Source organism: Thioalkalivibrio sp. ALE23 (assembly GCF_000378545.1).
Classification (GTDB): Bacteria; Pseudomonadota; Gammaproteobacteria; order Ectothiorhodospirales; family Ectothiorhodospiraceae; genus Thioalkalivibrio.
In genome coordinates this window covers 1-8,692 of the sequence record NZ_KB900050.1, presented here as the reverse complement: position 1 = coordinate 8,692, position 8,692 = coordinate 1, and the positions used below count along the sequence as shown (strand labels likewise).

5 protein-coding genes are annotated in these 8,692 nt (G+C 62.2%); all 5 read left to right on the top strand.

The window, feature by feature from the left end:
* Positions 1–112: 112 nt before the first annotated feature.
* The 5 genes from F573_RS0113360 (at position 113) to F573_RS15130 (ending at position 8,572) form a co-directional block, all read left to right on the top strand.
* On the top strand, positions 113–682 hold the full coding sequence (locus F573_RS0113360; RefSeq protein WP_019023008.1) for a hypothetical protein: 570 nt from the start codon (positions 113–115) through the stop codon (positions 680–682).
* 182 nt (positions 683–864) lie between these two features.
* Positions 865–5,970 carry a DEAD/DEAH box helicase family protein gene (locus tag F573_RS0113355; RefSeq protein ID WP_019023007.1) on the top strand — a complete coding sequence of 1,702 codons (5,106 nt, stop codon included), beginning with the start codon at positions 865–867 and terminating at the stop codon, positions 5,968–5,970.
* Between the two features lie 53 nt (positions 5,971–6,023).
* Positions 6,024–6,626 carry a hypothetical protein gene (locus tag F573_RS15450; RefSeq protein ID WP_019023006.1) on the top strand — a complete coding sequence of 201 codons (603 nt, stop codon included), beginning with the start codon at positions 6,024–6,026 and terminating at the stop codon, positions 6,624–6,626.
* A 137-nt stretch (positions 6,627–6,763) separates the two neighbouring features.
* Positions 6,764–7,864 (top strand): phosphoadenosine phosphosulfate reductase family protein, encoded by a 1,101-nt coding sequence (locus F573_RS0113345; RefSeq protein ID WP_019023005.1) that lies wholly within the window; start codon positions 6,764–6,766, stop codon positions 7,862–7,864.
* A gap of 42 nt (positions 7,865–7,906) precedes the next feature.
* Complete coding sequence (locus tag F573_RS15130) at positions 7,907–8,572, top strand: hypothetical protein (RefSeq protein ID WP_155986676.1); 666 nt, start codon at positions 7,907–7,909, stop codon at positions 8,570–8,572.
* Positions 8,573–8,692: the final 120 nt, after the last annotated feature.

The following is an 8,692-nucleotide window of genomic DNA, read 5'->3' as shown; positions in this document are numbered from 1 at the left end:
TGGATGTGATCCTGTCGCGCCACCCGGAACTGCAAAACGCCACCTTCGGGGAAGACCGGGAAACCATCGGCAATCTGCGTGCGGCCCTGGGAACGCACCGGGAGGCGACGACATGACCCTGCGATTCCACGACCCCCGGGATTACCTCGGGCGACCCGTTCAGCGCCGCGAGTCATCCGACAGCGTTCCGGTCGGCGGCTCGGTCCACCTGTACAGCGATGGGAGCGTGGCCCCGGACTTCAGCCGTATCAGCGCGGCCCTGGTGGTCGTGGATGGACATCAGCGACGAAGTTTCTGGCGCTTGGAGGGGCCGGAGGCGTTCCCCGGCGACCGCCAGCTCAGTTCGATCGAAGCCGAGCTTCTGGGCGTCTGGATGGCGACGGCATTCGCTGTCCAGACGGAACGACCCATTACCATCCGGGGCGATCACCAATCCCTGCTTTCTTCCGTGTCCGCCTCAGTCGGTATCCGAGGTGTCAATGCCGTCCAGCCCGGTTCCATCCCAGGGCGAATCCGGCAATCTCCATACCTGGAGAAGACCCAGGCGAATCTTCGCCAACTGGCGGGGCGTGTCCGCATCCTCCACGGCAACGACCGCCAGGTTGCCGAAATCCGTTGTGCTCACCGTCTGGCTCGACAGGCCATCAAGGGTAAGGCCGACGGTCAACCCTTCGATCTCTAGCCAGCATTTTCCTTGTTCTCTTAGAACACTGCAATCCGGTTTCCCTCTTAAAAATCGTTTTCTAAAAAATCGACAACCCTCTTTCTTTCGGTATTCTGGAGTCCGTTGCTTTCATCCTTGCCGGATAGAGCAAAAACAGGTTTCGGCCCTTAGCCGCAAAGACACCGAAAGGAGCTATTCTTATGTCGATCCAAGCGAATCTCACTGCGCTGCGTCTGCTGGCGGATCTGGATGCGAACCCGCGTGATCTCTCGGATGCCGAACGTGCCGATCTGCTGGCCTACCGGGGCTGGGGTGCCCATGCCGCGGTCTTCGATCCCGCGAAGGACGAGCACGAAGGCGTGCGTCGTGAACTGCGCCAGCTGGTCTCGCCCGACGAGTACGACGCCATGCGGGCATCGGTGCTGGATGCGTACTTCACGCCGCCCGAGCTGATCCGCGCGATGTACGACGGCGTGCGCCGTCTCGGTTTCGAGGGCGGCAAGGTGCTGGAGCCGACCGTAGGGGCGGGCGCGTTCATCGAACACGCCCCCGATGATCTGGCGGCCTCGATGTCGTTCACCGGGATCGAACTCGATCCGGTGAGCGCGCGCATCGCCGGTTACCTGTACCCGGATCACCACGTCCTCAACCGCTCGTTCGAGTCCACGCCGCTGCAGGCGGATTCGTATGATATGGCGATCGGGAACCCGCCCTATGACCGGCATACGGTCGATGACCTGTCCGGCAAGACGCCGTCCGGTCCGATCCATACCTTCACCATCGCCAAGGCCATGAGCCGGGTGCGTCCGGGCGGTCTGGGCGCGTTCGTCGTGTCCCGGTACACCCTGGACGGAGAAAACGCCGCGCTCGACTGGCTCCGGGCCCGGACGCGCCTGATCGCAGCGTACCGCCTGCCAACCAACGTGTTCCGTTCGGCGGGGGCCGAGGTGGTTACCGACGTGGTGTTCCTGCAGCGCGTGGACCCGGATAACGGCGTCGAACACAACGCCGATGAATGGTCGGAGAAGGATGGCTGCGTGATCCACGGCCAGGATGGCACTGACACGATCTGCGGCTATTTCGATTTTCGTCCGGGGCACCTGATCGGCACCCCGGAGGTGAAGACGAACCAGTACATGCGTCCCGCCTTCACGCTCGAAGATGCGGCCCCGGGCTGGCTGGACGGCCTGACCCATCGCATCGAACAGGATCTTGAGCCGGTGATGACCGGGGAGGGGGTCGAGGACGAGGCGGACCCCTCGATTGTCCCCGACGCGCCCGCCGCCGTATTCGGGTTCGCGCAGGATCGGGAAACCGGCGACGTGGTTCAGCGGCTGCCGGATCATGCCGATCAGGCGCGTTGGTGCCGTGTTCCGGGCATCAAGGGGGCTCGCCTGAAGCGGATGAACGCCATGCGGGATCTGCGCGACCGTCTGCGCGATCTGCTGGATGCGGAATCCTCCGACGCCCCGGAAAGCCGCATCGAGTCCATGCGCGATGAACTGCGCGAGAACTACCGTGCATTCGTCAAACGCTTCGGGGCGATCCATGCCCGGGCCAACGCCAGCGTGTACCGCGAAGACCCGGATTATGCGCTGATCCAGGGTCTGGAACTGGACTACGACCCCGGCCTGACGGCCGCGCAGGCGGCCAAGGAGGACGACGAGCCGCGCGATCCCTCCTGGCGCGAATCGGACATCCTGCATCGCCGCACCATCCATCCGTCTCGGGACCATCAGCGCCCGCAAACCCCGGAGGCGGCACTTCTGGACTCCCTGACGTACAAGGGCGGTGTGGACTTTCCGTACATGGAGCAGCGCAGCCGCATCGACAGTGCCACGCTCATGGAGGCTCTAAAGGGGCAGGTCTTCCCGGCGGATGCGTATTTCACGCGCTGGGAGACGCGGAACCGTTACCTGTCGGGCAACGTCCGCGAAAAGCTGGAGAAGGCGAAGTCGCTGGCTGAAACGCAGCCGATCTTTGAAGCGAACGTGGAAGCCCTCGAATCGGTGCTGCCCGAGTGGATTCCGGCCTCGGACATTACCGTGCCGGTGGGCGCGGCCTGGCTGCCGCCGGACGTGATGACGGACTTCATGCGGCACATGGTGGACGCCGAGCCGCCGAACGACCCGCGCTATGTGGCGGGGCAGTGGCATTTTCCGAAGGTGACCCGACTCAACCATGCCAAGAATCAATCCGTTTGGGGCGGCCCCGAGGACTGGCCGTTTTGCCGGATCTTCGAGGCCCTTTCCAACCATCATCGTCTGGCGGTCTTTGAGCGGGATCGGGAAGGCAAGCGGGTTCAGAACATGGACCTGACCCGTCAGCTCGAAAACCGCGCGCGGGAGATTCGGGAGGCGTGGGACGAATGGATCATGGACGACGCCGACCGCCGCGAACGCCTGGAGTCCATCTACAACGAGAACTACAACTGCTTCGTCGAGCCCCAGTACGACGGTACGTTCCTGCTGGACGATGATGGAACCCTGCCGGGTTCCTCGCGGGCGTTCGTCTACGACCGCCACCAGATCAACGCTGCCTGGCGCGTGGCGCAGGATGGCACGGCGCTGATCGACCATGTGGTGGGGGCTGGCAAGACCCTGACCGCGATCACCGGGGCCTTCCTCGCCAAGCGCATGGGGCGGGTCAACAAGCCGTGCTTCGTGGTCCCCGGCCACCTCGTCGGCCAGTGGGCGGATGAATACCGCAAGGCGTTCCCGGATGCCCGCGTGCTGGCGGCCTCGGAAGACGAATTCGCCGGCAATAAGCGGTCCCGCCTGTTCTCGCGCATCGCCCTGAACGACTGGGACGCCATCATCATTCCGCACTCGTCCTTCCAGTTCATCGAAATGCCGGCGCACGAGAAGACGCGCCACCTCGACGAAATGCGGGAATCGCTCGAAGCAGCGATCCGGGAAGCCCAGCAAATGGACGATTCGCGGGACACCCTGCGATCGATGGAACGCGCCAAGAAGCGGATCAACAACCGCATCGAATCGCTGATCGAAAAGGCTCCGAAGGATCGGACCGTCACGGTGGATGCCATGGGCATCGATTCGATCGTGGTGGACGAGTACCACAAGTCCTACAAGAACCTGTTTTATTTCACCGGCCACCAGGACGTGGGCGGTCTGGGCAAGCCGGATGGCTCGATGGCTTCGCTCGACCTGCTCCTGAAGGGCCGGTGGGTGCAGGAAACCGAAGGCCAAGGGGGTTTGGTCCTGCTGTCGGGTACGCCGATCTCGAACAGCGTGTCCGAAATGTACACGGTGCTGCGGTTTCTGGCGATGGACGAACTGAAGGCGATGGGCATTGACCAGTTCGATGCCTGGGCGTCCCTGTTCGCCACCCCGACTTCGGCCTACGAGCTTTCGAGCAGCGGCAAGTACAAGCTCAAGACCCGGTTCCGGGAGTTCAACAACCTGCCCGAACTCATGCGGCTGTATCGCCGGTATGCCGACGTGATCCATACGCCGGACCTGAAGGCGATCTATGCCGAGAAAGGGAAGGAGTGGCCGACGCCGGAAATCCGCACGGGTGAGCCGATCATGGTCCAAGCCGAGCGCAGCGCCACCCAGTCGCGGATGATGGATGACATCGTGAAACGGGCCGACAACCCGCCGAGTGACCCCAAGCAGGACAACGCCCTGAAAATCTTCTCGGACGCCGGGAAAATCGCGCTCGACCCCCGGATGATCGAGCCGAGCGCGCCCGATTATGCCTTCTCGAAGATCAACGAGTGCTGCCGCAACGTCTGCCATGAATACCTGAACTGGAACCATGTGCGCGGGACGCAGTTGATCTTTCTCGACAGCGGCACGCCGAAGGCCGAAGCCGACGAGAACATGGATCTGTACAGCGACATCCGGGAAAAGCTGGTGGCCCTGGGCATCCCGCGCCGCGAGATCGCCTTCATCCACGAGGCCCCGACGCCGAAGAAGAAAAAGGATCTGTTCCGCCGGATGCGCTGCGGGGATCTCCGGGTGCTGATCGGCACGACGGCGAAGATGGGCGAGGGCATGAACGTACAGGAACGCCTCGTCGCCAAGCACGACCTCGATGCGCCATTCCGCCCGTCCGATGTGGAACAGCGCGACGGTCGGATCATCCGTCGCGGGAACGCGCTGCGGGAGTCCGAGCCGGATTTCGCCGTGGCCCTGTACCGTTACGGGACGATGAAGACGCTGGATGCGATGCGCTGGGCGATCCTCGAAACCAAGGCGCACTTCATCGGTCAGGTTCGCAAGGGATCGGTGAACGATCGCACCGTCAGTGACGCGGAAACGGAAGCGGCGGAAAGCGGTTTTGCGGCGATGAAAGCCGAACTCTCCGGCAACCCGCTCATCCTCGAACACTTCGAGAAGCACGAGGAATACAAAAACCTCAAGAGCGTTGAGCGGGGCGAGAAGCGAGCCCGGCACAAGGCCGAATCGACGTTGAGCGAAGAAGCGAAACGCCGGGCCTCGCTGGAACGTATGGAATACCTGATGCGGCAGGATCTGGATACGCTGAACACCCACGGTGATGATCTCGTGCTGGCTTCCCCTCATGGCGGCTCGGTGTCCCACCAAGGGGATCGCAAGGCCTTCGTCGCCCACTTGGAGAAAGCGGTGTCCGAAGGGCTGAGCCAGTCGAAAAAGGTTCTGCGTAGCCGCGGGTTCCTGCTGGGTCAGCTCAATGGCCTGAATCTGGAACTGTACCTGTCCCCCGGCGATCAGCCGGAGTTCTGGCTGCGCGGCCAGGGCGCGTCCGATGTCACCGGTTACAAGAAGGGGGAGCGCATCAGCCCCACGGGGCTGGTCCGCCGCCTGTCCAATATCGTCCATGACCTGCGCTCGAACATCGAACCCCGCATTGAGCGGAAGTGGCAGGCCTTCCACGACGAAATGGCGGGCGCTCGGGACGTGCTGAACCGGGAACCGAAGGTGACGCGGGAAGACCTGGATCGGGTCGCCCACCGGATTCAGGAGATCGAGGCCGAACTGTCGGAACAGTCCGCCTCGCGCGCCGAGAACGCCGATGCGGTGGAGGCCGAGCCCGAAATGACCTTCAGCGAATGGCTGGCGGAAAACGGCCCCATCGTGACGCCGGAGGCGTTGGCCCCAACGGCGGAACCGGCTGTCATCGATGCCGATGATGAACCGCTGCCGGAGACCGAGACGGTGGAGGACGATGCGGCGGCGCTCGCCCTGGAAACGGAGGATGCCGAAGCCTTCGACGCGGGATCGGTCGATCCGATCATTGGTACTCGCCCACCGAAGCAGGGCGAAACGCTGGATCTTTTCGCCGACGCAGCGGCGGCGTAACGGAATACACCGGGGAGGCGGCAGGCCTCCCCGCGATCACGGAAGGAGCGAGCATGAATTACGGACCCTTTTTCTCGGTCTCCCCGACGGATGAAGGTTTCCTGGTGACTCGATGGCATCCGGTCACCCGCAAACGGCTCACCCGCTGGGTGCCGGGCACCGGGACGGATGCGCTGCGCAAGGCACTGACCGTCCGAAACGAACTGTATGTCGAGCGGCCGTTTTCCGCGAAGGCGATCAGCCTGTTGGTCCCCACGATGAATGATGAACGGTCCCGGACGAATACCGGCTATGCCCGGATCACGCATCTGTACCACCGGGGAAAGCCACTGTTCCAGGTTCTCCACCGTTCAGTCGAGACGGGTTGCCAGCACGTTCGCCGGTTCCCGTATCGACCCGACGGCTCCGGGGCGGACCGTTCTCAGGCCCTGACGCGGGCGCTGGCGTTTCGTCGGGACAACGTGCGCGCGGTGAAGCCCATCATCGAGGCGTACAACGAGGCGACACGCACACTGTTTCTGGAGCAGGCGGAGCGTGAGGTCGAAGACCTCTGGCCACGGCTGCATGACCTCCAGGTATTCTCGCCGTCACGCTGGCTGTCCAGCCGGAACCAGGTCGAAGGGGTCGTCCCGGACGTTTCGCTGGAGGAAGGTTAATCCTCGCCGGGTTTTACGCGGTCGGAAAATCGACAAACCGGCGGCGCCTGGTAGTCTGGTTCCTGAATCGAAACCAACCGTCCACGAACCTGGCGGGCGGCGGATTCCGGCCCGCAGCCGGAAAAAAGGCAAATACCATGTCCGATCAATACGACGACCAGATGGTGATTCCCGGCCTGGGCGATTCGCTGGGCGTGGATCTGCGCGAATCCTCGCGGTCGCCCTCCGAGGACGGCGTGTATTTCTCGGCCCCCAGCGTGGACCTCGACCAGTACGACCGGGTCGTGCTGTGCATGTCCGGCGGCAAGGATTCCATCGCCAGCCTGGCCCACCTGCTGGACGAGGGCGTGGATCCCGGATCGGTCGAGTTGTGGCACCACGACGTGGACGGCCGCGAGGGCTCAACGCTGATGGACTGGCCGTTCATGGCGGACTACAACCGCAAGCTGGCGGATGCTTTCGATCTCCCGCTGTACTTCTCCTGGCTGGAAGGGGGCTTCGAGGGCGAAATGCTCAAGGAGAACAGCTACGGTCGCCCGCATAAGATCGAGACGCCCGAGGGCCTGGTGACGCTGGATCGGGATACCCGTCGCGCGAAACCGGGCACTCGCCTGAAGTTCCCCCAGGTGTCCGCCAGCCTGCAAACCCGCTGGTGCAGTTCAGCGCTCAAGATCGACGTGGGCCGCCGCGCCCTGAACAACCAGTCGCGCTTCGACGGCAAGCGGGTACTGTTCGTGACCGGGGAGCGCCGCGAGGAAAGCACCAACCGGGCGAAGTACAACCAGCTGGAGCCCCATGCCTGCGACCGCCGATCCGGACGCAAGGCGCGGCATGTGGACGCATGGCGACCCGTTCTGCACTGGTCGGAGGAACAGGTCTGGGACGCGCTAAAGCGCCATGGGGTGCTGCCGCCCGTACCGTACCGGCTGGGATGGGGCCGCTCGTCCTGCATGAAGTGCATCTTCAACGACCCGACCATCTGGGCCACGCTGCGCGAACACTTCCCCGGTAGTCTGGACGACATCGCCGCCTATGAGGATCGCTTCGGGACCACGATTCACCGCAGTCGCATCCCGATCAAGGATGTTTCCCGGCAGGCGGAGCCCCTGTCCATTCAGGACACCGAAGCACTCGACCAGGCCCTTCGGACCGAATACACGCTGCCGGTTCGTTCGGAACCGGATGAATGGTTCATGCCCACCGGGGCGTTCTCCCGTTCGGGGTGCGGTCCGAGCTAAAATATTGTTTCTTTGTCCTATATGCCGGGGTTGGTGTTTCTAATGCTACTTACTAATAATTCACCAAAAAAACTGAACTCTTTAGCTTTGGGGATCCTGATCGGATTGATTGTGGTCCTTGTCTCTGGTCGGGCATTTAATACGGACAACCCTTCTTCAATCTCGGGTGAGGCTGGGTCAGTCGCCAACTACACAGTTAATTTATTCCGAATTGTTCGCGAAGAAGATCACTCTGAAAATGCTTACAAAGAGCTTGACCGACTAAGAAAGGAAGGTGTTGGTCTTGCCTATATATTGCAATCTGCCATAGAACTTGAGCACACAAATCGCTCCAAGCCACTTGATTTTCTCGACGGCATCACCGTTCAACATATCAATGACCGGCTGATTGAGTGCGCTCAAAAAGGGGCAAATTGGCACGCCAGGGGTCAATGCGCTACTGCGCTGGAGTTTTACCTACGAGAAGCTGTGCGTTGCCAATTCGATCAAATCGATAACGGCTTGCCGGGTCGGGTGTGCGCAATCAACACTGAGCATCATACGGATCTCCTTCGTCGTGCAGTCGCTGTTGAGGAAGCGATAAACCGTGGCTCAAGGATTTCCATGGAAAGAGTCATTTGGAATGTGCGCGACATGATCGGTATTGCCGGGGTGCCCTGGGGTAATGTGGGGGTCGATGAAAACAAGTGGGGTGATAGCGCGTACTAGGTGCCCTCTGCCAGGTTTGCCCTGCGAGCCGGGAAGGGTTAGGAACGTCGTCATGCGATGGAATGGATGGCAGCTTGCCGGAAAAATCGACACCACGGCGAGAAATGGCATATTGACCCT

What these genes read in the sequence shown, in the direction of transcription:
- F573_RS0113360 (WP_019023008.1), top strand. Translation starts at nt 113, where the DNA reads ATGACCCTGCGATTCCACGACCCCCGGGATTACCTCGGGCGACCCGTT.
- F573_RS0113355 (WP_019023007.1), top strand. Translation starts at nt 865, where the DNA reads ATGTCGATCCAAGCGAATCTCACTGCGCTGCGTCTGCTGGCGGATCTG.
- F573_RS15450 (WP_019023006.1), top strand. Translation starts at nt 6,024, where the DNA reads ATGAATTACGGACCCTTTTTCTCGGTCTCCCCGACGGATGAAGGTTTC.
- F573_RS0113345 (WP_019023005.1), top strand. Translation starts at nt 6,764, where the DNA reads ATGTCCGATCAATACGACGACCAGATGGTGATTCCCGGCCTGGGCGAT.
- F573_RS15130 (WP_155986676.1), top strand. Translation starts at nt 7,907, where the DNA reads ATGCTACTTACTAATAATTCACCAAAAAAACTGAACTCTTTAGCTTTG.